Below are 21,698 nucleotides of genomic sequence, written 5' to 3' on the forward strand. Positions count from 1 at the left end.
GGGCTTGTGAGGATCGGGCGCGATGTGCGGCCCGGCGATATGCCAAACGCCCCGGCAGGGGCCGGGGCGCAGGTCTCTTGCGGATGAGTCTAGGCGACCCAGCAGCTCTTCACCAAACCGGTCGTCGCCATCGCGACCGTCGGGATCTGCACGCTGAGCGCCTGCGAATGATCCTCCGTGCCTGGGATCTCGACGATCTTCCAGCCGACCACGCCGAACTCCTCGTCCTGCGCCTCCACGGCGCAGACCACATCCGCACCGCGGGGTGCGGTGAACTGGAAGCGCAGCGTGACGCTGTGTTCGTCGACGACCTCGAAGCCCAGGTCATCGGCATCCACGGAGTTCATGGAGGTCGTCACCGTCATCCATGCGAACCACACGATCGCGGCCACTGCCACGACGCCAGCGATGATCCACGGCAGCCGGCGTTTCGCGGTGCGACCGTAACGCTCGTCGAGTTCGCGTGCGGTGGTCACGGGTCTCCTGCTCTGCGTGCGGCGGATAGGCTGGTGTTCCCAGGTTATCCGGCCTGCGGAGGAAAGGCGGACGCATGCTCCTGCTCGGCGAGAACACCCCGGTTCCCACGCCGTCGATGACAGTCGACCCGGAGTCGGTCACGCCCGGGTTCGCCGGATTCGCGATGATCGCACTGATCGTGGTGGTCGTCGCGCTGCTGATCTGGGACATGAACCGCCGCATCCGCCGAGTGCGGTACCGCGCCGAGGTGCGCGAGCAGCTCGACGCCGAGGAGGCCGCCGCGCGGGGCGAGGCGACGGATCCGGACGCCGACGCGAAGGGCTGATGCGGGTCAGAGGCCGACGCGCTCGAAGGCGTCCAGGCTGATGCCCTGCTCGAGGATGCGCTTGGACCACGCCTTGGCGCTGTGGAGGCTGTGGTCGCGGTAGTTCCCGCACTCGACGGCCGAGACACCGGGCACGTCGCCCCATTCTGCGGGGCCCGCGATGAACTCGAGGCCGCCGCGGATGGCAGCGACGACGTCGGCGACGGCCGGCTCACCCCACATGATCAGGTGGAATCCGGTGCGGCATCCGAACGGCGAGATGTCGATCACCCCGTCGATCCGGTCGCGCAGGGCGCTGGCCAGCGTGTGCTCGATGGTGTGCAGCCCGGCCGTGGGGATCTCGCCTTCATTGGGCTGCACGAAACGCACGTCGAAGTTCGAGATCGCATCGCCCTTGGGGCCGTGCTCGACACCGATCAGGCGCACGTACGGCGCCTTGACGGCGGTGTGGTCGAGGGTGAAGCTTTCGACATCTGCCATGGGAACCTCCAGATCTCCTGCTGTCAGGATGTCATGCACGAGGCGGGCTCGGGGCCGAGATGACGCCCGGATTCAACCGGCCAGGCCGAGGGACGGGGCGTGCGGGGCGAGCGAGATCAGCAGGCACGCCGTCCAGTGGCAGAGGAATGCGAGCACCGTGCACACGTGGAAGATTTCGTGGAACCCGAAGTGCCCCGGCCAGGGGTTGGGGCGTTTCATCGCGTAGATGACGGCGCCCACCGTGTAGAGCACACCGCCGACGCAGACCAGCACCATCATCGTGGCGTTCGCGACCAGCAGGTCGGCCATGTACATGACCGCCGCCCAGCCCAGCAGGAGGTAGAGAGCCACGTACAGCCATCTCGGCGCGTTGATCCAGAAGACTCGGAACAGGATGCCGACGATGGCCCCGGCCCAGACCAGGCAGAGCAGCAGCATGCCCTTCTGCGGCTCGAGGGCGAGCGTCGCGATGGGCGTGTAGGTGCCCGCGATCAGCAGCAGGATGTTGGCATGATCGATCCTCTTGAGAACCACCTTCATCCTGGGGCCCCAGTCGAACCGGTGGTACAGGGCCGAGTTGCCGAAAAGCAGCAGCGAGGTGGCCATGAAGACGGCCGCGGCCCACTTCGCCGGGGCGCCCTGCGCGAACACGATGAGCACGACGCCCGCGGCGATAGCCACGGGGAACGTGCCCGCGTGGATCCATCCACGCCAGCTCGGTCTGATCTCGACGGCCGCATCGACGGCCGCCGCATCGAGCAGGGGGAGCTGGGGGACTTCGGGATCGCCTGATGCTCGGGTGCTCACGTCGCCACTCTAGGCCCGCCTGCATGCCGCGAACAGCACATGTCCTGTGTGCTTCCGGTGAGAGCACAGCACGTGACGGTAGCGTAAGCACGTGATTGCACGCGAGAGCTCGGGTCGGGGACCCCTTTACCGGCTCTATGGCAAACGCCTTCGCCGGCGGATCGATCCCGCATCCGTGCCGCATCATGTCGCGATGATGATCGACGGCAACCGGCGCTGGGCCCGCCAACTCGGCTACGCCTCCGCCGCCGAAGGACACAGGGCGGGTGCCGCGAAGATGCGGGAGTTCCTGGAGTGGTGCGACGACCTCGGCGTGCGAGTCGTGTCGCTCTACCTTCTCTCCAGCGACAATCTGCGCAAGCGCGACTCGAAGGAGATCGGTGATCTGATCGAGATCATCGCGGAGCTCGCCGACACGCTCTCGCAGCACGGCAGCTGGAGGGTGCAGCACGTCGGCCGATCCGACATCCTCCCTACGGATCTGCTGCGGGTTCTCGACGAGGCCCAGGAGCGCACGGCGGGCCACGGCGGCCTGCACGTCAACCTCGCGGTCGGTTATGGAGGGCGCAACGAGATCGTCGACGCCGTGCGCAGCATCATCGCCAAGCACACCGCATCCGGCGGCACACTGGAAGATCTCGCGACCCAGCTCACCCCCGAGATGATCGGGGAACACCTGTACACCGGCGGCCAGCCCGATCCCGATCTGGTGATCCGCACGAGCGGCGAACAGCGGCTGAGCGACTTCCTGCTCTGGCAGAGCGCGCACAGCGAGTTCTACTTCGTCGAGGCGCTGGGACCCGACCTGCGCCAGGTCGACTTCCTCCGCGCGATCCGCGACTACGCCGATCGCGACCGTCGCTTCGGGCGCTGAGCGCCGTTCTCATCGGCCTCGGCAAGCACACGTTCACCTCGACTTAAGACGACACGCCCGCGTGTCAGTACCGCGACATCGCCGCCGCGGTCGTACGTTCAAGGCATCGGGCACCGTGCCCGATCGGGTCGACCCAGAAGGCAGCGACTCGTGGCCCCAGGTCGACTCGCAGCAGAGCCGGGATGATCCCGGGTGGGAGTGGATCGTGACCACACGTACAGCGCAGCAGTCGTCCACCCGTCAGGCCGCCGCACGGCGGACCGAAACGGGCGGTGAGACCGCGCTTCGCACCTACGTCCTCGACACATCAGTGCTGCTCAGCGACCCGCAGGCGCTGTTCCGCTTCGCCGAGCACTCCATAGTGCTGCCGGTGGTCGTCATCTCGGAGCTCGAGGCGAAACGGCACGATCCCGAGCTGGGCTACTTCGCCCGCCGGGCACTGCGTCACCTCGACGAGCTGCGGATCGAGCACGGACGGCTGGACTTCCCGGTCGAGGTGGGAGACGGCGGCACCCTGCGCGTCGAGCTGGGCAACGCCGATACGTCGATCCTTCCGGCCGGCATCCGGCTCGGTGACAACGACACCCGGATCCTCGCCACAGCGGCGCACCTCGCGCAGGACGGGCAGGACGTCACGATCGTGTCAAAGGACCTGCCGATGCGCGTCAAAGCGGCCTCGCTCGGCCTCACCGCGGAGGAGTACCTCGCCGAGCAGGCCGTCGACTCCGGCTGGACCGGCATCTCCACGCTCGACCTCTCCGGCGACGAGATGAGCGATCTCTACGAGAGTGAGATCGGTCTCAGCGATGAGGTGCGCGGGATGCCGGTGAACACGGGCCTGATCATCCATTCCGAGCGGGGATCGGCGCTGGGGCGCGTCAGCGGCGACGGCGAGTTCCGTCTGGTGAGGGGCGACCGTGAGGTTTTCGGCCTGCACGGTCGTTCGGCCGAGCAGCGCATCGCCATCGACCTTCTGCTCGATCCCGACGTGGGGATCGTGTCGCTCGGCGGTCGCGCCGGCACCGGGAAGTCGGCGCTCGCGCTGTGCGCGGGCCTCGAGGCGGTGCTCGAACGTCAGCAGCAGAAGAAGATCGTCGTGTTCCGTCCGCTGTTCGCCGTCGGCGGTCAGGAGCTGGGCTACCTGCCCGGCGATCAGGGCGAGAAGATGAACCCGTGGGGTCAGGCGGTGTTCGACACGCTCGGGTCGGTCGTCTCGGGCAACGTGCTCGACGAGGTCGTTGAGCGGGGGATGCTCGAGGTCCTTCCTCTCACGCACATCCGCGGCAGGTCGCTGCACGACGCCTTCGTGATCGTCGACGAGGCGCAGTCGCTGGAGCGGAACGTGCTGCTCACGGTGCTGAGCAGGATGGGTCAGAACTCCCGGGTGGTGCTCACCCACGACGTCGGTCAGCGCGACAACCTGCGAGTGGGGCGGCACGACGGCATCGCCAGCGTGATCGAGACGCTGAAGGGACACGAGCTCTTCGGTCACGTCACCCTCACCCGCTCCGAGCGCTCCGCCATCGCGGCGCTGGTGACCGAGCTGCTGGAGGGCGGCGAGCTGAGCTAGCCGGAGGCCCGTCCCGGTTTGCACCGAAACGGGGGCCGACGCGCCAGATGTCGGACGGATCTGCATCCGACGAGTGGCGTGTCGGCCCCCGGAGCGGGCGCCGCGAAGAAGCCGGGATCAGCCCGGGTGCGTCATCGACAGCAGGTCGAGCTTCTGGTCGAGCACCTCTTCGGTGATCTCGCCGCGCTCGACGTAGCCGAGGTCGATGACGGCGTCGCGCACGGTGATGCCCTTGGCGACGGAGTGCTTGGCGATCTTCGCCGCGGCTTCGTAGCCGATCACTTTGTTCAGCGGCGTCACGATCGACGGGCTCATCCCCGCGAACGCGGCGGCCCGCTCGACGTTGGCCTCGAGTCCGTCGATGGTCTTGTCAGCCAGCACGCGCACGGCGTTCGAGAGCAGGCGGATCGATTCCAGCAGGGCGGTTCCCATCACGGGGATGGCCACGTTGAGCTCGAACGAACCGGATGCTCCGGCCCAGGCGACCGTCGCATCGTTGCCGATCACGCGGGCGCACACCATCAGCACGGCCTCGGGGACCACCGGGTTGACCTTGCCGGGCATGATCGACGATCCGGGCTGCAGGTCGGGGATGTGCAGCTCGCCGAGCCCGGTGTTCGGACCGGAACCCATCCAGCGCAGGTCGTTGTTGATCTTCGTCAGCGAGACGGCGATCGTGCGAAGCGCGCCGGACGCCTCGACGAGACCGTCGCGGTTGGCCTGAGCCTCGAAGTGGTCCTTCGCCTCGGTGATCGGCAGCTCGGTCTCGGCTGCGAGCAGCGCGATGACCTTCTGCGGGAAGCCGAGCGGGGTGTTGATGCCCGTGCCGACGGCGGTACCGCCCAGCGGGACCTCGGCGACACGAGGAAGCGCCGCCTGCACGCGCTCGATGCCGAGCCGCAGCTGGCGCGCGTACCCGCCGAACTCCTGACCCAGCGTCACCGGCGTGGCGTCCATCAGGTGCGTGCGGCCCGACTTGACGACGTCCTTCCACAGTTCGGCCTTGGCCTCCAGCGCCACGGCGAGGTGGTCGAGCGAGGGGATGAGGGTGTCGATGAGTGCCTGCGTGACCGCGATGTGCACCGACGTCGGGAAGACGTCGTTCGACGACTGCGACGCGTTCACGTGGTCGTTCGGGTGCACGGCCGAGCCGAGGATGCCGGTGGCGAGGTTCGCGAGGACCTCGTTCATGTTCATGTTCGACGACGTGCCGGAGCCGGTCTGGTACGTGTCGACGGGGAACTCGCCGTCGTGCTTGCCGGAGGCGACCTCGTCGGCGGCCTGCGCGATGGCGTCGGCGATGGCACCGTCGAGGGTGCCGAGCTCCTTGTTCGCCAGAGCGGCCGCCTTCTTGATCCGCGCCAGGGCGGCGATCTGTGCGGGCTCCAGGCCCTTGCCGGAGATGGGGAAGTTCTCGACCGCACGCTGGGTCTGCGCGCTGTACAGCGCGTTCACCGGTACGCGCACTTCGCCCATGGTGTCGTGCTCGATGCGGTAGCCCTGAGAGTCTTCGCCGCTGCGCTGGTGTGTGTCGGTCATTGCGATCCTTCCTTGGACTCGGGGGCGATCCCCTGTGTGTCGATTCCCACGTCTTCGATTCCCACCGCGATGACGGGCACAGCCGTGCCCTCGGCGAGCCGGTAGTTGGCGCCCACGATGCCGAGACGGCCCTCGTCGACGGCAGCGCTGATCAGTTCCGACGACTGCAGCAGGTCGTGCACAGTGTTGCGCAGATGCTCCTTGCCCACCAGCTCCGGATCGATGTCGGCGACGGTGGTGCCGCCGCTCTCGGCGAGCACCTTCCGCGCGGCCGGCACGATCGGTGCCACCAGCTTCCAGATGCCTGCGGGCAGGGGAGCGGCATCGATCGCCGTGCCATCGATGGCGGCGCGCACCGCTCCGCAGGAGTCGTGCGCCAGCACCACGATCAGTGGCACGCGCAGGATCTCGACCGCGTACTCCAGGCTCGCGACGATCGACTCGCCGATGACCTGCCCGGCGTTGCGCACGACGAAGAGGTCGCCGAGGCCCTTGTCGAAGATGATCTCGGCTGCCAGCCGCGAGTCGGAGCATCCGAACAGCGTGGCCATCGGGGCCTGGCCCTCGGCGAGCGAGTGCCGCTTCTCGACGTCCTGGTGGGGGTGGGCGGGCTCGCCGGCGACGAAGCGCCTGTTCCCCTCCAGCATCTCCTGCCAGGCCTCAGCGGGAGTGAGCGTGACGGTCATCCGGCCTCCTTCAGTTCCTCGATCTGTGTGGTCAGCGAGCTCGCCAGCTCGGCCGTGGACTGCGGCGTCCGCGAGCCGTACAGCAGCACGTAATCGGATCCGGCCTGGATGCCCAGCGCGTAGCTGACGTTGCCGGCCCCGCGCTCTCCGAGGTCGAACTCGTCCCACGCCAGACCGTCGACGGTCTTCGTGCCCGTTGGCGCATTGCCGTTGACCAGCTGTGGTGCCCAGGTCACGTCGGCTCCGAAAGCCTGGGCGAGGCGGACGAATCCGCGTTCCCGCTCCGCCGACGGCGCGAGCGTGACGTTCCACACCGCGGGGGCGCTGTTCTCGAGTCCGGCGGCGTTCACACGCCAGAAGTCACCGAGGTCGGGAACGACGACATGTCCGCCGACGGTGGTCTCCACGTCGGCGGCGACGGCGGCGACGTCGATCTCCGGTCGCGGGGTCGGCTCGCCCCGCGGCACGGCGAAGACGATGACCGCGACGATGGCGACCGTGGCGATGAGCGCCGCGATGAGATTGCGGAACGTCTGGCTGGATCGGTAGACGCGGCTCGACTCGGCCTTGCGCGCGGCGGTCTCCTGAGGGGTCTCCGGCCGGCCGAGCTCGGCGACGATTCGCGGCGACTTGCTCATTCCGCGTCCTCGGCGGATGCGGATCCGCGCGCTGCGTCCAGGCGGCGCTTGGCGCCGAGCAGCCATTCCTCGCAGCGAGCGGCGAGCGCTTCGCCGCGCTCCCAGAGCGCCAGCGAGTGCTCGAGCGTCGGAGCGCCCTGTTCGAGTTCCGCGACCACGCGTACGAGCTCGTCGCGGGCGGCTTCGAACGACAGCGACTCGACGGGGACGTCGTTCGGTGCGGTCACGGCATCCATCCTACCGGCGTCCAACGGGCCCTCTCTCCGAGCCTCGCACCCCTCGGGCATGCGTGACGCCGCTCGGTCGCGAGGGGGGAGGCGGTCAGGCGTCCTCTGCGATCTCACCCTCGGAGCGGGCGCGCACCGAGCCGCGGTCGACGGTCACGGTGAGGCCGGCTCCGGCGGGGGCGTCCGCAGCGTCACGCAGGATGCGGCCGTCGTCGAGGTGCGCGATGGCGTAACCCCTGGCGAGCGTGGCCGCGGGAGAGAGCGCGCGCAAGGAGGCGCGCAGCTCGGCGGTGGCGCGCTGGGCGGTGTCGAAACGCCGGTTCACGGTGTCGCGTCCGCGCGAGGACAGCAGCCAGATCTCCTGCGCTCGGTCATCGATGATCGGGGCGGGGGAGCGCAGTACCGGCCGTGAACGCAGCTGCTCGAGCTGGGCGATGTCATTCGAAATGCGGTGGGTGAGCCTGCCGGTGGCGCGTGAACGCAGCTGAGCGATCGCGGCGCGCTGCTCGCCCACATCGGGGACGACCCGCTTGGCGGCATCGGTGGGGGTCGATGCGCGAAGGTCCGCGACGTCGTCGAGCAGCGGGTGATCGTTCTCATGCCCGATCGCGCTGACCACGGGGGTCGAGCACGCAGCCACGGCCCTCAGCAGCCGCTCGTCGCTGAAACCGAGCAGCGTCTGGGGGTCGCCGCCGCCTCGCGCGATGATGATGACGTCGACAGCGGGGTCGGCATCCAGCCGCTTCAACGCGGCCAGAGTCTCCGGTACGCAGCGGTCGCCCTGCACCGCGGCGTACTCGGTGCGGAAATGCACCTGCGGCCAGCGCAGCTCGGCGTTGCGATGGACGTCCTTCTCGGCATCCGACTTCTCGCCCGTGATCAGGCCGATGCAGTGCGGCAGGAACGGAAGCGGCTTCTTGCGGGCCTCGTCGAACAGGCCCTCCTGTCGCAGCTGCGCGCGCAGCTTCTCGAGACGCTCGAGCTGGTCGCCGAGTCCGACGTGCTTCATCGCCGAGACGATGAAACTGAAGTCGCCACCCTTGACGAAATAGTCGGCCTTGACCGCTGCGATCACATGATCGCCCACCGCCAGATCGTTCGGGATGCGGGGACGCACGCTCGACCACACTCGGATGGAGATCTGCGCATCGGAGCGGCTGTCCTTGAGGCGGGCGAACACATTGCCGGCGCGCACGTTCCACGAGGTGATCTCGCCCTCCACCCAGACCGTGTTCCACCGAGCGATGAAGTCGCGGATCGTGCTGTTCAGACGGGCGACCGACGTGGGAGCATCCGGCCGGGAGTCGCGAGGGGCCACGGAGTCCGCGGGGGGCGGCTCGCCCGGCACGGCGGCGGCTTCGAAGACGGTCATGCCCTCCATTGTCGCGTGCACATCCGACGTGACCGCGGTGCGACCTGGCGGAAGCCCGCTCCCGGCCCTTCAACAGGGTGCGCTCGGTAGACTTCCGGGGTGAGCTCAACCGCCGTCTCGCTTCCCATTCCGCAGGTGCCTTCGCGCCGTCGAGCAGTCGAGCGCGCGCGCCTGGAGAACCGCCCTGTCAGCGGGACGAAGCGGGTGCTGCTGGCCGCGCCGCGCGGATACTGCGCCGGCGTCGACCGCGCCGTGGTCGCGGTGGAGAAGGCGCTTGAGCGCTACGGAGCACCGGTGTACGTGCGCAAGCAGATCGTGCACAACATCCACGTCGTCACCGAGCTCGAGGACAAGGGCGCGATCTTCGTCGACGAGGTCGACGAGGTGCCGGAGGGTGCCCACGTGGTGTTCAGCGCGCACGGCGTCTCGCCGGCCGTGGTCAGCGCGGCATCCGAGCGCGGGCTGCACGCGATCGACGCGACCTGCCCACTGGTCACGAAGGTCCACCGCGAAGCCGTGCGATTCGCGCGTGACGACTACGAGATCCTGCTGATCGGCCACGACGGTCATGAAGAGGTCGAGGGCACGGCCGGCGAGGCGCCTGAGCATGTCACGATCGTGAACTCGCCCGAAGAGGCCGACACGGTGCAGGTGAAGGACCCGTCGAAGGTCGTCTGGCTGTCGCAGACGACGCTCTCGGTGGACGAGACCATGGAGACGGTGAATCGGCTGCGCCTGCGGTTCCCCGAGCTGCACAACCCTCCGTCCGACGACATCTGCTACGCCACCCAGAACCGCCAGGTGGCGATCAAGAAGGTCGCGGCGGATGCTGACCTGGTGATCGTCGTCGGCTCGGCCAACTCCTCGAACAGCGTTCGCCTTGTCGAGGTCGCACTGGAGTACGGCGCGAAGGCGGCCTACCGGGTCGACTACGCCGAAGAGGTCAGGCAGGAGTGGCTCGACGGGGTGCGCACCGTAGGCGTCACCAGCGGAGCATCCGTCCCGGAGGTGCTGGTGCAGGAGGTGCTCGAAGCGCTCGAAGAGGCCGGCTACGCGGACGTCGAAGAGGTCCGAACCGCCGAGGAGGATCTGATGTTCTCGCTGCCGAAGGAGCTCCGTCAGGACGCCTCCGGCCAGCGCGACGGCAGGGCGCTCGGCGGCCGCACCACCCGCTGACCCGCCGCTCCCGGCGAATCAGTCAGTGAGGACCTTCCCAATCCTCCGAGGCGTGCCGATTCTGAGAGCACGCCATCATCCGGCTGGCTAGCCTGGACGCATGACGGATGATCGGCCGCAGTACGGCGAATACGCGACTCCTGAGCAGCAGCGAGCCGCCGCGGGATTGCCGCCGGCGCCACCTCCCGCGCCTGCCGTGCAGCCGGCTCCGGCGGATGCGGTGCGGCAGCTGCCCGCCAGGCCCGCCCACCCGCTCGACCGCGTCATCACAGCGGCGCTGCTCGGCTTCGGGCTTGTCAACGTGCTCACGTCGGTGGCGGGCTTCATGGATCTGGCGACGACCATGAACACCACGCTGCAGGTGCTGGGCCTGGAAGGGGAGTTCACGAACTTCCAGTCGGCGAAGGTGTGGGGCGCGGTGGCCGCGGTCGCGATGATCGTCGGCTACGCCGCGACGCTCTGGTTCGCATTCCGCCGCCTTCGCGCCGGTCGGCGCGCGTGGTGGGTTCCGCTCGTGGGCTTCGTGATCACCATGGCACTGGTGTCGGCATGCGTCGCAGTGCCGATGTTCGGCGATCCCGCGTTCACTCAGGGGCTGCTCACACCACCTGCCGGGTAGCCTCGAGACGTGACCGCAGAGCAGATCGCATTCCACGTCCAGTACGCCTCCGTCGACACGAAGGAGGCAGGCGACGCGGCGCCGGCTGCCACGCGCATCCTGCGATCGGAGCGCGTTCTCGCCGCCGTTCGCGACGGCTCCGGTGAGGAGACCGTCGTGCTTGTACCCCTCACCGAGGACGGTGCGATCGTCGCGATGGATGCCGAGGGGGCTCTGCGCTTCGACCTCACCGCCGAGCGACTGCGCGAGCTGTTCGCCGCCGAGGGACTGACGCTCTGGCTGGAGCGCCCGGACGGCCTCGACGAGCTCGATGCCGAGCTCGACGAGGAGTTCGGCGAGGCCTTCGAGGACCTCGACGACGATGTGCTCGACGGCACCGCGCGTACGGACGACCCCGCCGGTTTCGGGATGCCGGGCGACGACGACGACCTGCCTGACGGCCTGTTCGCCGTCGAGCCGGTGCGCGTGGCGGAGTTCTCGCGGCGAGGGCCGTGGGCGGCTCGAATCACCTCGCAGCTGCTGCGGACGGACGTCGCCTACGTCGAGGAGGGATCGTGGTCTCTGTACCGGTACGACACCGATCAGCCGCACATGGTGATCACGGGCGGGCGGGCCGACGGCCTGGTCGTCGAGGTGAACCTCCCGTCCGCGGGCGATGCCTGGGTGGAGGTCACCACACCGGGAGGCCGTACCGGCATCTTCTGGCCGAACGCCGAGCGCCTGACCGTGCCGGTGCTCGACATCGAGGCCATCGCCCGCCCTCAGACGGCGGAGGTCTACCGCCGGATGCTCACCGAGCTCGATGGCACGCGTGACGAGCTGCAGGAGTTGTCGGTCGGCGCGAGCGTCGACGTGGATGCCGCGCACCGCGCGTGCATGCCCGAATCGGTCGGTGGCGTCTCAGGGGAGGGCGAGCGTCTTCGTTCGTTCGTGGCGGCGTTCGGCGTGCCGGCGGACCTGATCTCGCGCGGCTTCGCCGACGATGACGGCGGTGCGGACGCGCGTCGGTTCGCACCGCGGGGGTGGATGCCGGTGATCGGAGACGTGCTGCTCGGCGGCATGTCCGAGATGACCCCGCTCACCCGCCGGGACCGTGCGCTGCCCCGGATCGCGCGAGCGCTGCGGGAGCGCCCGCTGCTCGGTGCGGCGGTCAGCACGGCGGAGCTCACCGCAGGCCTTGCGATGGTCCGCAGCCGGTCACGTTTCGCGCGGGTTGTCGGCGTGCTGGCCGTCATCGATGCGGTCGCGGATCTGGTGATCTGGGTCATGCGGATGCGGCGGCGCTGAAGCCGGCGCGACGCCGTGAACGCGAATGCCCCGGCCAGCCGGCCGGGGCATTCGCATCCGAAGATGGCAGGTCAGCTCTTCGACTGACCGTACGAGCCGAGCTGGCGGGTCGACTCGACCACGCGCGCGGCCATGGCCGACTCGGCGATCTTGCCCCAGGCTCGCGGGTCGTACTGCTTCTTGTTGCCGACCTCGCCGTCGACCTTGAGCACACCGTCGTAGTTCATGAACATGTAGTCGGCGATCGCACGCGTGTACGCGTACTGGGTGTCCGTGTCGATGTTCATCTTGATGACGCCGTTCGCGACGGCGAGGGCGATCTCTTCGTCGGTCGAGCCAGAGCCGCCGTGGAAGACCAGGTCGAGCGGTTTGGGGCCGGTGCCGTACTTGGCGGCAACCTCGGCCTGGATCTCACCGAGCAGCTCCGGGCGCAGCTTCACGCCACCGGGCTTGTACACGCCGTGCACGTTGCCGAAGGTGAGGGCGGCGATGTAACGGCCCTGCTCGCCGAGACCGAGAGCCTGAACGGCCAGATCGACGTCGGCGAAGGTGGTGTAGAGCGCCTCGTTCGAGCCCTCGTGCGCGACGCCGTCCTCTTCGCCGCCGACGACGCCGATCTCCACCTCGAGGATCGCATTGATGTTCTTCATGCGGGGAAGCAGCTCCCGCGCGATCTGGATGTTCTCATCGAGCGGCACCGCCGAGCCGTCCCACATGTGCGACTGGAAGATCGGGTTGCGTCCCGCCCGCACCTCCTCTTCGCTGGCAGCGATGAGGGGCTCGACGAAGCCGGCGAGGGCGTCCTTCGGGCAGTGATCCGTGTGAAGGGCGACCGTGACGGGGTAGTTCTTGGCGACCTCGGTCGCGTAACGGGCGAAGGCGAGAGCACCGGTGGCGCGTGCCTTGACGGTGTGTCCGGCGAAGTAGTCCGCTCCACCTGTCGTCACCTGGATGATGCCGTCGGAACCGGCGTCGGTGAGGCCCTGGAGGACGGCGTTGATGGTCTGCGAGCTCGAGACGTTGAAAGCCGGGTACGCGAAGCCGCCGGCCTTCGCGCGGTCGAGCATGTCGGCGTACTGATCCGGGGTGGCGACGGGCATGGATTCTCCTGCGATCGATGTGCGGGGGTCAGTGCTCACTTTAGCCGTGGCGCTGGCGCGTTCCGAGGGGTGTTGCCCGTGCCCTCCCGCATCCCCTGTTCTCAGGTGTTAAGAACAGCGAATCCTTCATGTCGTCCGCGCCGAAAGTCCGCGGTTCTGTCGGCATCCGCTCGGTAGGCTGGCGGCATGGTGAGCCTTACAGCCGATCTCAGCCCCCTTCGCCCCGACCGCAACCTGGCACTCGAACTGGTGCGGGCCACCGAAGCGGCAGCGATCCGCGCAACGCCCTTCGTGGGACGTGGGGCGAAGGAGGCGGCCGACGGCGCAGCCGTCGACGCCATGCGGGCGTTCCTGGGCACTGTCGACTTCCAGGGCCGGGTCGTGATCGGCGAGGGCGAGAAGGACAACGCCCCGATGCTGTTCAACGGCGAGCTGGTCGGAACGGGACGCGGTCCTGAGTGCGACATCGCGGTGGATCCGATCGACGGCACCTCGCTCACCGCCGCCGGAAGGCAGAACGCCCTTTCGGTGCTCGCCGTCTCGGACCGCGGATCGATGCTCGATGCGTCCAGCGTCTTCTACATGGACAAGCTCGTCACGGGCCCCGCCGGCGTCGGGGTGGTGGACATCCGCCTGCCCATCGGCGAGAACATCCGGCGGCTCGCGAAGGCCCTTGGCAAGCCCGTCGACGAGGTCGTCGTCTCAGTGCTCAACCGTCCGCGGCACGAGAAGCTCATCGACGAGATCCGCGAAGCCGGGGCCGGCACCCGCCTGATGAGCGACGGCGACGTCGCGGGCGGCATCAACGCGGCCCGGCACGGCGCACGCACCGACATGTGCGTCGGCATCGGAGGCAGCCCGGAGGGTATCGTCACGGCGTGCGCGATCAAGGCCCTCGGCGGACACATCCAGGGCAAGCTGTGGCCGCGGGACGATGAGGAGCGCCAGCGCGGCATCGACGCCGGGCTCGACATCGACAAAATCTACGAAGCGGACGATCTCGTCAAGGGCAACAACACGATCTTCGTCGCGACCGGGGTCACGGACGGCCAGTTGGTCGGAGGCGTCCGGCGCGAGGGGGAGTACCTCTACACCGAGAGCGTCGTGCTGCGCAGCGCATCGGGAACGCTCCGCCGGATCACGTCGGAGCACCTGGTGTCGAAGTGGCTCTGAGCTGGGCGCTCCTGCGCTGACGATCCCGGCATTCCCAGCGGCGCCTGGCACAATGGAAGCGAGCCGACGCGCCATGCGCGGCCCGTCCCGAAATCAGGAGAGCTCTCGATGGCGTCTGACGAGAAGACCGAGAAGCCGAGCGGCAGGGCGCAGCACGTCACCACCAAGACCGGCCGGATACTGCGCGTGACCGAGGAGCAGCTCGCTGCCGCTCAATCTGCCAAGGCCGCCGCCAGCGCACACCCCGACCCGGCGCGCCGCACCGATGTGCTCTTCCGTGTGCGCCGTGACGAGGGCCATGAGATCAGCTCCTGGTGGATGATCGGCGCCTTCATCGTCACCTCGGGCGTCGTCATCGCCCTGCTGTCGTGGGTTCCAGGCGGAGCCTGAGCCTCACGGCTCGGCCGTCGATCAGGCCACAGCGCGGGCGAGCGCCGATGCCAGCGGCGCGGTGAGCGCCACACCGAGCGCCGCCCCGAGCGCGTCGATGTCGGCGACCCCGGCGCGCCGCGCCGCGTCGATGACGATCTGGGCGCAGGCACGCGCATCCGCCAGTGCGTCGTGGTGGGGGAACTCGCCGAACCCGGCCGCCTCAGCCGCCTTCGGCAGGCGGTAGGACTCGAGCTGGTACGTCTTTCGGGCGACAGCGAGCGAGCACAGCGACCGATAAGGCGGAGCGTCGATCCCCGTGGCCTCGCAGGCACGGCGCAGTACGTTCAGATCGAAACCGGCATTGTGGGCCACGAGCACGTCCGCGCCGGCGAAGGTGCACAGCCGATCGAGTTGCTGTGCCCACGTGGCTGCCGCGATGACGTCGTGCTCGCGGATGCCGTGGATGCGGGTGTTCCACTCGTTGAACTCGTCGTGGCCGGCAGGCGGCCGGATCAGCCAGCCCGTCTGGGCCACGACCTCGCCGTCGCGCACGCGGACCAGTCCGACGGAGCAGGCGGAGGCGGGGCTGGAGTTCGCCGTCTCGAAGTCGATCGCGGTGAAGTCCAGTGGCACGACTCCACTTTCGCGGCGGCATCCGCGCCTGCGGACGAGGCGCGCCGTAGGGTGGCCATATGAGTGACCAGCGAGCGACGTCGTTCGGGGCGCAGGCGAGCGCGTACGACGCGGGGCGTCCCGAGTATCCGGTCGAAGCCGTGGAGTGGATGCTCGCGCGGCTGCCGATCGGTGCGCGACGGATAGCCGACGTCGGCGCCGGAACGGGGAAGCTGACTCGTGCGGTGCTCGCGACCGGCCTCGACGAGATCGTCGCGGTCGACCCGGATGCGCGGATGCTCGCCGCGCTGGCGGGAACGACGTCCGCGGTGCCGACCGTCGTCGGCACCGCGGAATCGCTTCCGCTTGAAGACGGTTCGGTCGACGCCGTCGTGATGGGACAGGCCTGGCACTGGGTCGACCCCGTCGCGGCATCCACCGAGATCGGGCGCGTGGTGCGACCAGCAGGAACCCTGGGCCTGATCTGGAACATCCGCGACGAACGTGAGGAATGGGTGCGCGCACTCACCGGGATCATGCACAGCAGTCCGGCCGAGAACATGGTGAACGGGCCGACCGGCCCGGGCATCCGAGAGCCTTTCGACGACGTCGAGCGCAGAAGCTGGCAGTGGGCACGACCGATGTCTCGGGCGCAGCTGCACACCATGGTGTTCTCGCGCAGTTACCTGATCACGGCCCCCGAGCGGGAACGCATCCAGATCGCACGCGACATGGACGCCCTGTTCGACGAACTCGCGTTGGACGATGCTGGGACGATCGACCTGCCGTACGTCACCACGGCGTATCGGGCCACCCGCCGAGACTGACGGCGTAGGCACGGTCTGATTCGACCTCGGCGGCACGCGGCTCGCGCCGGCTGAGGGCGATCATCCGCGGGGAGGGATGTCCTTGGCCAGGTCCTCGACCTTGCTGATGTAGCTGCTGTCGGGCACGCGCACGCAGTCGTCTTCGATGGTGATGCCGAGATCCATCTCGTCGGCACCGTACTGCTCCTCACCGACGCTGAACCCTCCGGTCTTCACATCCAGGGTGATGTCGTCTCGGGTGTAGCGGCCTATGGGTTTCGCCGGATCGATGTCGACATCGCGGTAAGCATCGGTGGCCTGCCAGCCTGCGGCGTCGAGTTGCGAGGCCAGAGCGTCGAAGCCTGCGGCGAGGTCGTCTCCGACCTTCACTGTGATCCCGGCCCGGTAGGCGACGCCGGGCGCGGGCTCGCTCTGGCAGCCGTCGATGGCGCCGTGCGCGGACGCGTCGGTCAGCCCCGCGGCGTTCAGCGCCTCGAGGAGATCCTGGGCGGTGGCGTCGATCGTCGCGGCGTTCTGCTCGAGCACCATTCTGGGGTTCGGCGGCACAGGCGAGCATGCGGCGAGCAGGAATGCGAGAAGTCCCACGAATGCCATGGTGGCCGATTTCCTCATCACTCGTGGTCTCCTCGGCCCGTGTCGGAGCGACTGGGCACGTTCTCGGTGGGGTCGCGATCCCATTCAGGGTCGATGGGATCCCACCACCACGGATCATACGTGAGCGAGGCATCGTTGATGTCCTCACCGTGCCCGTCGACGATACGGCCCAGGTTGTACAGCGACTCGCTGTCTCGGTCGTAGTAGCGAACGTGGTCATCAAGGTTGGCGCCCGACCCGCGGTCCGTGGACTCGGCTTCGAAACGCTGTGCGCCGAAATCCTCCGAGGACGGGTCGATGCCGAGCCCGACATCGAAGAACCGGTCCTTACGAGCCCAGCCTTCGTCGCCGAGGAGGGCGACGAAGTCGCGGCTGTTGCGTCCGTCGTAGACATGATCGGCCCCGACACTGAAGTCGGAGGCGTGGTCGGCGGGTCCGGCGCCGGGACTGCCGATCAGGGCGACGTCGTCGACCGCAAGGTCATGTTCTGTCGCCGCGTACGATGTCGCTGTGGAGCCGTAGCTGTGGCCGATCGCTGTCATATGTGCGGGGTCGTCAGCGCGGGATGCGCGCAGCCCGTCGACGGCGGCCGCGAGGCGCTCGCCGCCATCGGCCGCACGGTTTTCGGAGGGCACCTGACCCCACTCGATCAGATCTCCGGCCGGAGTGTTGTAGCCGAGCCAGAACATCGTCGCGACGCTGGATCCGTCGCCGTTGTACCTCGCGCTCTCGTACAGCCGAGTGGCGTCATCGACGCCGCCCGGAGCACCTACCATCCCTGTGCGGATACCGGGGATCTGAACGGACACGTCGTCGGCGGTGTCAAGATCTCCGACGGCGATCGCGACTCGACCGTCGCCGTCGAACGCCTCGGGGTCGTAGAGCCAGAGCTGGCCACCGGGCCGGTCGTTTGTGCCGGGGAGCACGTAGCCGTCTGCGATGTCCAGAGCCTCTCGTGCGGCGCGCGCGTTGGCCAGCTTCTGCTTCTCCTCAGGTGCGAGCGTGCCCTCGTGCTCCTTCATCTCCAGATCGGCGAGATCGGCCTCGAGCAGAAGCCGGTTCGCGGCGTCGCGGGCGGACGCGGGCAGACCGTCCGCGCTTCCGAGCCGGTCGGGATAGGCGGTGATCAGGGCGTCCTGCTCGGCCGCTGAGAGTCCGCGCCACCACGCGTTCATGGCCTCGGGGCCGGCCGAGACCCGGGGCTTGCTCGCGATGGCGCTGAGCGCCAGGGCGCTCACGCCGCCGGTGGCGGACTGTGCCTCAGAAGCCGTATCCGCGCCGGTGAAGAGCTGAACCAGGAACTCCTCGTTCTCCGCCGTGCGCGCGATGAGCTCGGAGATGTCCCCGGTGATCGCCGTGCGGCGTGCGGAGAGGATACGAGCCCGCTCTTGGAGCACCGCGATCTCGCCCTCCGTGACGTCACTGGCGTCGTTCACGTCCGAGAGGAGATCGGCGCGGTCTCGGGCGTACACCCTCATGTCCCCGGTGATGTCGGTGTGCTCGCTCTGCAGGGCACGCAGTCGGTCGGCGAACACGTCGACGCCGCGAGCCACACGCTTCAAGGTGTCGCTCATGGTCAGGTGGGCCTCGGCGAAGCGCTTGGCATGCTCGCCATAAGCGTCCGCTGCTTTCCCCTGCCAGTACCATCTCGACTGCGCGAGCGACTCCGCCTCTTCGCAGAACTCCGCGAGGCGTACGGCACCGTTCAGCAGCGAGGTCGCCAAAGACTCGGCGCCGCCCGGATCGCCCTCGGGGCGATCGACCGGCTCGATCACCGCAGGGATGTCGATCGTCGTCGTCACCTGGCCTCGCCCCCGAGCGCGGCCATGCGGCGGGCTACCTCGGCGTCGAGGTTCTCGTACGACGTGCCGGTGGCCCTGAGCTCGTCAGCGTAGACCTCGGAGGCGGTCTCGGCATGCAGCGCGGTGGTCTCCCACGAGTCGAGAAATGTCTGGGCGGCGCCGCGAGCGGAGGAGGGAAGCGCACCCGTCTGAGCGGAGGACATCTCCCTTCGCAGCGCGCCCATCTGTGTCGCCTGCGCACCCCACCGCCGATCCAGCTCGTGAGGCATCACCGGGTTGTAGGACACGCTCTCGGTCATGCCGCGCCTCCGATCAGCGCCCGCGCCTGCCGGTCGTCGACGGGAAGGCCCGTGGAGGTGAGACGAGCGAAAAGGCGGCGCTGTTCGGGTGCGTACCCGAACAGCAGGCTCTCGTCGCCGAGCTCGCCAGGACGGTCGGCCACGAGGCGCGGCATCCCGGTCGGCGGCGTGAACACCTCCCAGCCGTCGTTCTTCAGCACAGTCACCGCTTCACGCAGATGACTGATGCCGGCAACGCGTCCGACCTCGTCGAGGGTGAGTGTCACGGTGTGGCGTACCGAGTCGTGAGTGGGCCCGGGGATCCACTGCACGTTGCGCCGCGGCAGCCCACGGTCGACGACGGTCGCCCAGAGCTCGTCCATGTCCTCCATCTGCATCCGTGCGAACGGCCCCGGTGCGCGGCGCGGCTGGCTTGACTCGGCAGGCCGCGGCCGCGCGGGCGGAAGGATCACGATGTCGAGGTCGGGGTGCCGGCGTCGCACCACCGACCAGAACGGGTCGAGGAACTCGTCGGCGTTGACACCAGCTGACACGTGGCCTCCTCTGCTCGGACATGCCAAGGCTAGGGGCGTGCGGAAGCAGGGTGAATCGGCACAACTCCCCATCCGGCTGAGGCGAGGAAGCGGCCGGAGTAGCGGCCGCCGGTAGACTCGACCCCCGTGGCCCTAACCATCGGAATCGTGGGACTGCCGAATGTCGGCAAGTCGACCCTCTTCAACGCGCTGACCAAGAATGACGTGCTCGCCGCGAACTACCCGTTCGCGACGATCGAGCCGAACGTGGGCGTGGTGAACCTGCCGGACGCACGCCTCGACGTGCTCGCCGGCATCTTCAGCAGCGAGCGCATCCTTCCGGCGACGGTCTCGTTCGTCGACATCGCGGGCATCGTGCGTGGCGCGAGCGAGGGCGAGGGCCTCGGCAACCAGTTCCTCGCCAACATCCGCGAGGCGGACGCGATCGCGCAGGTCGTGCGCGGCTTCGCCGACGATGACGTCGTGCATGTCGAAGGCGAGATCAACCCACAGGGCGACCTCGAGACGATCAACGCCGAGCTGATGCTCGCCGACCTGCAGACCCTCGAGAAGGCCATCGTGCGCATCGAGAAGGAGGTGCGCGGCAAGAAGACCGACCCGTCGGTGCTCGAAGCGGCGAAGGCCGCGCAGGATGCTCTCGAACGAGGGCAGCTGCTCTCGACGAGCGGAATCGACCTCGCCCCGATCAAGGAGCTCGGCCTGCTCACCTCCAAACCGGTCATCTTCGTCTTCAACGTCGACGAGAACGTGCTGACGGATGCGGCCCGCAAGGCCGAGCTCGAGGCGCTCGTCGCTCCGGCCAAGGCGATCTTCCTCGATGCGAAGATCGAGTCGGAGCTGATCGACCTCGACCCTGAGGACGCTGCCGAGTTGCTGGCGTCGACAGGGCAGGAGGAGTCGGGACTCGACCAGCTCGCCCGCATCGGCTTCGACACCCTGGGCCTGCAGACCTACCTCACTGCCGGGCCGAAGGAGGCGCGCGCCTGGACGATCGGCAAGGGCTGGAAGGCACCGCAGGCCGCAGGCGTGATCCACACCGACTTCGAGAAGGGCTTCATCAAAGCCGAGGTCATCTCGTTCGATGACCTCGTCGCGACCGGCTCTGTGGCGGAGGCGCGTGCGAAGGGCAAGGCTCGCCTCGAAGGCAAGGATTACGTCATGCAGGACGGGGACGTGGTGGAGTTCCGCTTCAACGTGTGACCTGTCCCGGTCGTTGAGCGAGCGAAGCGAGACGAGACGCGTCAACTCGCAGAGACGATCTCGGCGGGGGCGACCCCCGGCTGATGCGCTGCGAGATACGTGGGTGGGTGACCGGTTCTAGCGCTCCCGACTGATCATGATCAGAGGGAATTCGGGCAGCGGAAAGTCGCAGTTGGCGCACGCGGTCCGTACAGCGCGGCCGCGGGGCGTGGCGATCATCGGTCCTGACGTGTCGAGGAGAGAGATCCTTACGGCGAGATGCTCACGCAATTGCGAAACGACCACGCTGGTCTCACTCGCTGCTACTACTCGAGCTCGCCCTTGATGAGACGCTCAGGCGGCACCGGACTAAGGCTCTGGCGGCGGATGGCGCCGAGTCTGAAGTTGCGTCCTGGTATCGCCGCGATGACCGCGTGGCCTCTCTTGACGAGTCGGTGTTCGACGTCGATGTCAGCGCCGCGGATGCTCTGGACCGCGTCCTCATGGATGCCGGGTGGGGCGCGCAGATGGATGCGGGTCAGTAATCGCTTCGGAACCATTGCGGACCAGGGCTTCGCGGGTGCGGCTGCTTCGTAGAACGAGCCCGGTGCACACCGCTAATGCTGACGTAACGCGGTGGAATTTCGTTCTGCGCTTTTACCTCTGGCTCGGTGAAACTGAGGAGTTTGAGTTGGACGCGGGTCTTTGGCTGGGATCGCTATCCCTGTGACGGTCTTGGCGACCCGACATTGCCGAGCTGCGGGAAGCGCTTGCGAGACGGACTAGTCGTTCTCGGTCATCGCTTTCATCGCCTTCCACCCGTGGGTGACGCCGCCGCCTGCGCGCAGGGCGGCGGCGACCATGACGGATTCGGCGACGTCGGCCTTGGACGCGCCGGCTTTGATAGCTCGCCTGGCGTGGTCCTCGATGCAAAACGGGCACTGCGTGGTCACGGCGACCCCGACCGCGATCAGCTCTCGGGTGGCGAGGTCGAGGTTCCCGTTGCTCTTGCTGAACACTGCCTTATCGAATCCGAAGAAGGCCGAGACCATCTCGGGCGCGGCCTCCTTGATGTCGGCCATGAACGCGGCTTCCTCGTTGTGGTTGTGCATTCAATGGTCCCTTCCTGG

Annotated in this window: 25 protein-coding genes; 10 read left to right on the top strand and 15 right to left on the bottom strand. The window is 68.3% G+C overall.

Going from position 1 to position 21,698, the window contains the following annotated elements; translation table 11 throughout:
- Positions 1 to 89: 89 nt before the first annotated feature.
- On the bottom strand, positions 90 to 476 hold the full coding sequence (locus RIN43_RS05540; protein ID WP_309127891.1) for a DUF4307 domain-containing protein: 387 nt from the start codon (positions 474 to 476) through the stop codon (positions 90 to 92).
- Between the two features lie 74 nt (positions 477 to 550).
- Between RIN43_RS05540 and RIN43_RS05545 the strand changes: the two genes are divergently transcribed.
- Positions 551 to 802, top strand: a complete 252-nt coding sequence (locus RIN43_RS05545) for a hypothetical protein (protein WP_309127892.1) — start codon at positions 551 to 553, stop codon at positions 800 to 802.
- A gap of 6 nt (positions 803 to 808) precedes the next feature.
- Here RIN43_RS05545 and RIN43_RS05550 read toward each other — a convergent pair whose 3' ends face one another.
- Both RIN43_RS05550 and RIN43_RS05555 read right to left on the bottom strand, forming a co-directional pair.
- On the bottom strand, positions 809 to 1,282 hold the full coding sequence (locus RIN43_RS05550) for an S-ribosylhomocysteine lyase (RefSeq protein WP_309127893.1): 474 nt from the start codon (positions 1,280 to 1,282) through the stop codon (positions 809 to 811).
- A 72-nt stretch (positions 1,283 to 1,354) separates the two neighbouring features.
- A complete protein-coding gene (locus RIN43_RS05555; protein ID WP_309127894.1) occupies positions 1,355 to 2,089 on the bottom strand; it encodes a hemolysin III family protein in 735 nt (244 codons plus the stop codon).
- A 94-nt stretch (positions 2,090 to 2,183) separates the two neighbouring features.
- Between RIN43_RS05555 and RIN43_RS05560 the strand changes: the two genes are divergently transcribed.
- Together RIN43_RS05560 and RIN43_RS05565 are read left to right on the top strand one after the other, a co-directional pair.
- Positions 2,184 to 2,963, top strand: a complete 780-nt coding sequence (locus RIN43_RS05560; protein ID WP_309128120.1) for an isoprenyl transferase — start codon at positions 2,184 to 2,186, stop codon at positions 2,961 to 2,963.
- A 310-nt stretch (positions 2,964 to 3,273) separates the two neighbouring features.
- Positions 3,274 to 4,533 carry a PhoH family protein gene (locus tag RIN43_RS05565; protein ID WP_375163713.1) on the top strand — a complete coding sequence of 420 codons (1,260 nt, stop codon included), beginning with the start codon at positions 3,274 to 3,276 and terminating at the stop codon, positions 4,531 to 4,533.
- A 117-nt stretch (positions 4,534 to 4,650) separates the two neighbouring features.
- On the opposite strand, the gene RIN43_RS05570 is transcribed toward RIN43_RS05565, so the two are convergent.
- From RIN43_RS05570 to xseA, 5 genes are all read right to left on the bottom strand, one after another.
- Positions 4,651 to 6,072: a class II fumarate hydratase gene (locus tag RIN43_RS05570; protein ID WP_309127896.1), complete on the bottom strand. Its 1,422-nt coding sequence runs from the start codon at positions 6,070 to 6,072 to the stop codon at positions 4,651 to 4,653.
- Positions 6,069 to 6,758, bottom strand: a complete 690-nt coding sequence (locus RIN43_RS05575; protein WP_309127897.1) for a carbonic anhydrase — start codon at positions 6,756 to 6,758, stop codon at positions 6,069 to 6,071. Before RIN43_RS05575 ends, RIN43_RS05570 begins: the two co-directional genes overlap by 4 nt.
- On the bottom strand, positions 6,755 to 7,396 hold the full coding sequence (locus RIN43_RS05580) for a DUF4245 family protein (protein ID WP_309127898.1): 642 nt from the start codon (positions 7,394 to 7,396) through the stop codon (positions 6,755 to 6,757). Before RIN43_RS05580 ends, RIN43_RS05575 begins: the two co-directional genes overlap by 4 nt.
- Entirely contained in the window at positions 7,393 to 7,632 is a 240-nt protein-coding gene (locus RIN43_RS05585; protein ID WP_309127899.1) for an exodeoxyribonuclease VII small subunit, read from the bottom strand. Before RIN43_RS05585 ends, RIN43_RS05580 begins: the two co-directional genes overlap by 4 nt.
- An 85-nt stretch (positions 7,633 to 7,717) precedes the next feature.
- Positions 7,718 to 8,995 (bottom strand): exodeoxyribonuclease VII large subunit, encoded by a 1,278-nt coding sequence (gene xseA, locus RIN43_RS05590; protein ID WP_309127900.1) that lies wholly within the window; start codon positions 8,993 to 8,995, stop codon positions 7,718 to 7,720.
- Positions 8,996 to 9,121: 126 nt separating this feature from the next.
- Between xseA and RIN43_RS05595 the strand changes: the two genes are divergently transcribed.
- The 3 genes from RIN43_RS05595 (at position 9,122) to RIN43_RS05605 (ending at position 12,077) form a co-directional block, all read left to right on the top strand.
- A complete protein-coding gene (locus RIN43_RS05595; RefSeq protein WP_375163714.1) occupies positions 9,122 to 10,171 on the top strand; it encodes a 4-hydroxy-3-methylbut-2-enyl diphosphate reductase in 1,050 nt (349 codons plus the stop codon).
- Between the two features lie 100 nt (positions 10,172 to 10,271).
- On the top strand, positions 10,272 to 10,790 hold the full coding sequence (locus RIN43_RS05600; protein ID WP_309127902.1) for a DUF6264 family protein: 519 nt from the start codon (positions 10,272 to 10,274) through the stop codon (positions 10,788 to 10,790).
- Between the two features lie 9 nt (positions 10,791 to 10,799).
- A complete protein-coding gene (locus tag RIN43_RS05605) occupies positions 10,800 to 12,077 on the top strand; it encodes a hypothetical protein (RefSeq protein ID WP_309127903.1) in 1,278 nt (425 codons plus the stop codon).
- Between the two features lie 71 nt (positions 12,078 to 12,148).
- Here RIN43_RS05605 and fbaA read toward each other — a convergent pair whose 3' ends face one another.
- Positions 12,149 to 13,177: a class II fructose-bisphosphate aldolase gene (gene fbaA, locus RIN43_RS05610; RefSeq protein WP_309127904.1), complete on the bottom strand. Its 1,029-nt coding sequence runs from the start codon at positions 13,175 to 13,177 to the stop codon at positions 12,149 to 12,151.
- A gap of 186 nt (positions 13,178 to 13,363) precedes the next feature.
- On the opposite strand from fbaA, the gene glpX reads away from it, so the two are divergent.
- Positions 13,364 to 14,350, top strand: a complete 987-nt coding sequence (gene glpX, locus RIN43_RS05615; protein ID WP_309127905.1) for a class II fructose-bisphosphatase — start codon at positions 13,364 to 13,366, stop codon at positions 14,348 to 14,350.
- A gap of 108 nt (positions 14,351 to 14,458) precedes the next feature.
- Complete coding sequence (locus RIN43_RS05620; protein WP_309127906.1) at positions 14,459 to 14,740, top strand: hypothetical protein; 282 nt, start codon at positions 14,459 to 14,461, stop codon at positions 14,738 to 14,740.
- A gap of 21 nt (positions 14,741 to 14,761) precedes the next feature.
- Here RIN43_RS05620 and RIN43_RS05625 read toward each other — a convergent pair whose 3' ends face one another.
- Complete coding sequence (locus tag RIN43_RS05625) at positions 14,762 to 15,355, bottom strand: 3'-5' exonuclease (protein ID WP_309127907.1); 594 nt, start codon at positions 15,353 to 15,355, stop codon at positions 14,762 to 14,764.
- A gap of 59 nt (positions 15,356 to 15,414) precedes the next feature.
- Here RIN43_RS05625 and RIN43_RS05630 point away from each other — a divergent pair, with 59 nt between their 5' ends.
- Positions 15,415 to 16,161: a class I SAM-dependent methyltransferase gene (locus RIN43_RS05630; RefSeq protein ID WP_309127908.1), complete on the top strand. Its 747-nt coding sequence runs from the start codon at positions 15,415 to 15,417 to the stop codon at positions 16,159 to 16,161.
- 60 nt (positions 16,162 to 16,221) lie between these two features.
- Here RIN43_RS05630 and RIN43_RS05635 read toward each other — a convergent pair whose 3' ends face one another.
- Genes RIN43_RS05635 through RIN43_RS05650 form a run of 4 tightly spaced genes read right to left on the bottom strand, consistent with a single transcriptional unit; the run spans position 16,222 to position 19,389 of the window.
- Entirely contained in the window at positions 16,222 to 16,746 is a 525-nt protein-coding gene (locus RIN43_RS05635; RefSeq protein ID WP_309127909.1) for a hypothetical protein, read from the bottom strand.
- 26 nt (positions 16,747 to 16,772) lie between these two features.
- Complete coding sequence (locus RIN43_RS05640) at positions 16,773 to 18,557, bottom strand: alpha/beta hydrolase (protein WP_309127910.1); 1,785 nt, start codon at positions 18,555 to 18,557, stop codon at positions 16,773 to 16,775.
- The gene (locus RIN43_RS05645) at positions 18,554 to 18,856 is read right to left on the bottom strand and encodes a hypothetical protein (RefSeq protein WP_309127911.1); all 303 of its coding nucleotides are present in this window, start codon (positions 18,854 to 18,856) and stop codon (positions 18,554 to 18,556) included. The genes RIN43_RS05640 and RIN43_RS05645 overlap by 4 nt, the downstream gene beginning before the upstream one ends.
- On the bottom strand, positions 18,853 to 19,389 hold the full coding sequence (locus RIN43_RS05650; RefSeq protein ID WP_309127912.1) for a hypothetical protein: 537 nt from the start codon (positions 19,387 to 19,389) through the stop codon (positions 18,853 to 18,855). The genes RIN43_RS05645 and RIN43_RS05650 overlap by 4 nt, the downstream gene beginning before the upstream one ends.
- A gap of 126 nt (positions 19,390 to 19,515) precedes the next feature.
- Between RIN43_RS05650 and ychF the strand changes: the two genes are divergently transcribed.
- Entirely contained in the window at positions 19,516 to 20,589 is a 1,074-nt protein-coding gene (gene ychF, locus RIN43_RS05655) for a redox-regulated ATPase YchF (protein ID WP_309127913.1), read from the top strand.
- A 761-nt stretch (positions 20,590 to 21,350) separates the two neighbouring features.
- On the opposite strand, the gene RIN43_RS05660 is transcribed toward ychF, so the two are convergent.
- Entirely contained in the window at positions 21,351 to 21,680 is a 330-nt protein-coding gene (locus RIN43_RS05660) for a carboxymuconolactone decarboxylase family protein (protein ID WP_309127914.1), read from the bottom strand.
- Positions 21,681 to 21,698: the final 18 nt, after the last annotated feature.

This window comes from Microbacterium sp., from assembly GCF_031178445.1.
GTDB lineage: Bacteria > Actinomycetota > Actinomycetes > Actinomycetales > Microbacteriaceae > Microbacterium.

Bases quoted from the DNA above. Each gene is read 5' to 3' on its own strand.
- RIN43_RS05600 (WP_309127902.1), top strand. From the start codon at position 10,272: ATGACGGATGATCGGCCGCAGTACGGCGAATACGCGACTCCTGAGCAG.
- RIN43_RS05645 (WP_309127911.1), bottom strand. From the start codon at position 18,856: ATGACCGAGAGCGTGTCCTACAACCCGGTGATGCCTCACGAGCTGGAT.
- RIN43_RS05570 (WP_309127896.1), bottom strand. From the start codon at position 6,072: ATGACCGACACACACCAGCGCAGCGGCGAAGACTCTCAGGGCTACCGC.
- glpX (WP_309127905.1), top strand. From the start codon at position 13,364: ATGGTGAGCCTTACAGCCGATCTCAGCCCCCTTCGCCCCGACCGCAAC.
- RIN43_RS05580 (WP_309127898.1), bottom strand. From the start codon at position 7,396: ATGAGCAAGTCGCCGCGAATCGTCGCCGAGCTCGGCCGGCCGGAGACC.
- RIN43_RS05545 (WP_309127892.1), top strand. From the start codon at position 551: ATGCTCCTGCTCGGCGAGAACACCCCGGTTCCCACGCCGTCGATGACA.
- RIN43_RS05660 (WP_309127914.1), bottom strand. From the start codon at position 21,680: ATGCACAACCACAACGAGGAAGCCGCGTTCATGGCCGACATCAAGGAG.
- RIN43_RS05585 (WP_309127899.1), bottom strand. From the start codon at position 7,632: ATGGATGCCGTGACCGCACCGAACGACGTCCCCGTCGAGTCGCTGTCG.
- RIN43_RS05550 (WP_309127893.1), bottom strand. From the start codon at position 1,282: ATGGCAGATGTCGAAAGCTTCACCCTCGACCACACCGCCGTCAAGGCG.
- RIN43_RS05620 (WP_309127906.1), top strand. From the start codon at position 14,459: ATGGCGTCTGACGAGAAGACCGAGAAGCCGAGCGGCAGGGCGCAGCAC.
- fbaA (WP_309127904.1), bottom strand. From the start codon at position 13,177: ATGCCCGTCGCCACCCCGGATCAGTACGCCGACATGCTCGACCGCGCG.
- RIN43_RS05575 (WP_309127897.1), bottom strand. From the start codon at position 6,758: ATGACCGTCACGCTCACTCCCGCTGAGGCCTGGCAGGAGATGCTGGAG.
- xseA (WP_309127900.1), bottom strand. From the start codon at position 8,995: ATGACCGTCTTCGAAGCCGCCGCCGTGCCGGGCGAGCCGCCCCCCGCG.
- RIN43_RS05630 (WP_309127908.1), top strand. From the start codon at position 15,415: ATGAGTGACCAGCGAGCGACGTCGTTCGGGGCGCAGGCGAGCGCGTAC.